Genomic DNA, 811 nt, shown 5'->3' with positions numbered 1-811 from the left:
AGTTGCTAGGTATAGACCCGAAACCCGGTGATCTAGCCATGAGCAGGTTGAAGGTTGAGTAACATCAACTGGAGGACCGAACCCACTGACGTTGAAAAGTCAGGGGATGACTTGTGGCTGGGGGTGAAAGGCCAATCAAACCGGGAGATAGCTGGTTCTCCCCGAAATCTATTTAGGTAGAGCCTCGGACGAATTCCATTGGGGGTAGAGCACTGTTAAGGCTAGGGGGTCATCCCGACTTACCAACCCTTTGCAAACTCCGAATACCAATGAGAACTATCCGGGAGACACACGGCGGGTGCTAACGTCCGTCGTGGAGAGGGAAACAACCCAGACCGCCAGCTAAGGTCCCAAAATATTGCTAAGTGGGAAACGATGTGGGAAGGCACAGACAGCTAGGAGGTTGGCTTAGAAGCAGCCACCCTTTAAAGAAAGCGTAATAGCTCACTAGTCGAGTCGGCCTGCGCGGAAGATGTAACGGGGCTAAGCAATATACCGAAGCTGCGGCAGCATGTTTACATGCTGGGTAGGGGAGCGTTGTGTAAGTGGATGAAGGTGAGTTGTAAAGCTTGCTGGACATATCACAAGTGCGAATGCTGACATGAGTAACGATAATGGGAGTGAAAAACTCCCACGCCGGAAGACCAAGGTTTCCTGTCCCATGCTAATCAGGGCAGGGTAAGTCGGCCCCTAAGGCGAGGCAGAAATGCGTAGTCGATGGGAAACGGATTAATATTTCCGTACTTATATAATCAGTGATGGAGGGACGGAGAAGGCTAGGCAAGCTTGGCGTTGGTTGTCCAAGTGAAAG

The 811-nt window shown here is 51.2% G+C and carries 1 rRNA gene; it reads left to right on the top strand.

The window, feature by feature from the left end:
- Positions 1-811 (top strand): 23S ribosomal RNA (locus ACTRWF_RS19635); the annotation flags it as partial.

Source organism: Alteromonas sp. G5_S2_22_S1 (assembly GCF_054968525.1).
This window is presented reverse-complemented; position numbering and strand designations above follow the sequence as displayed.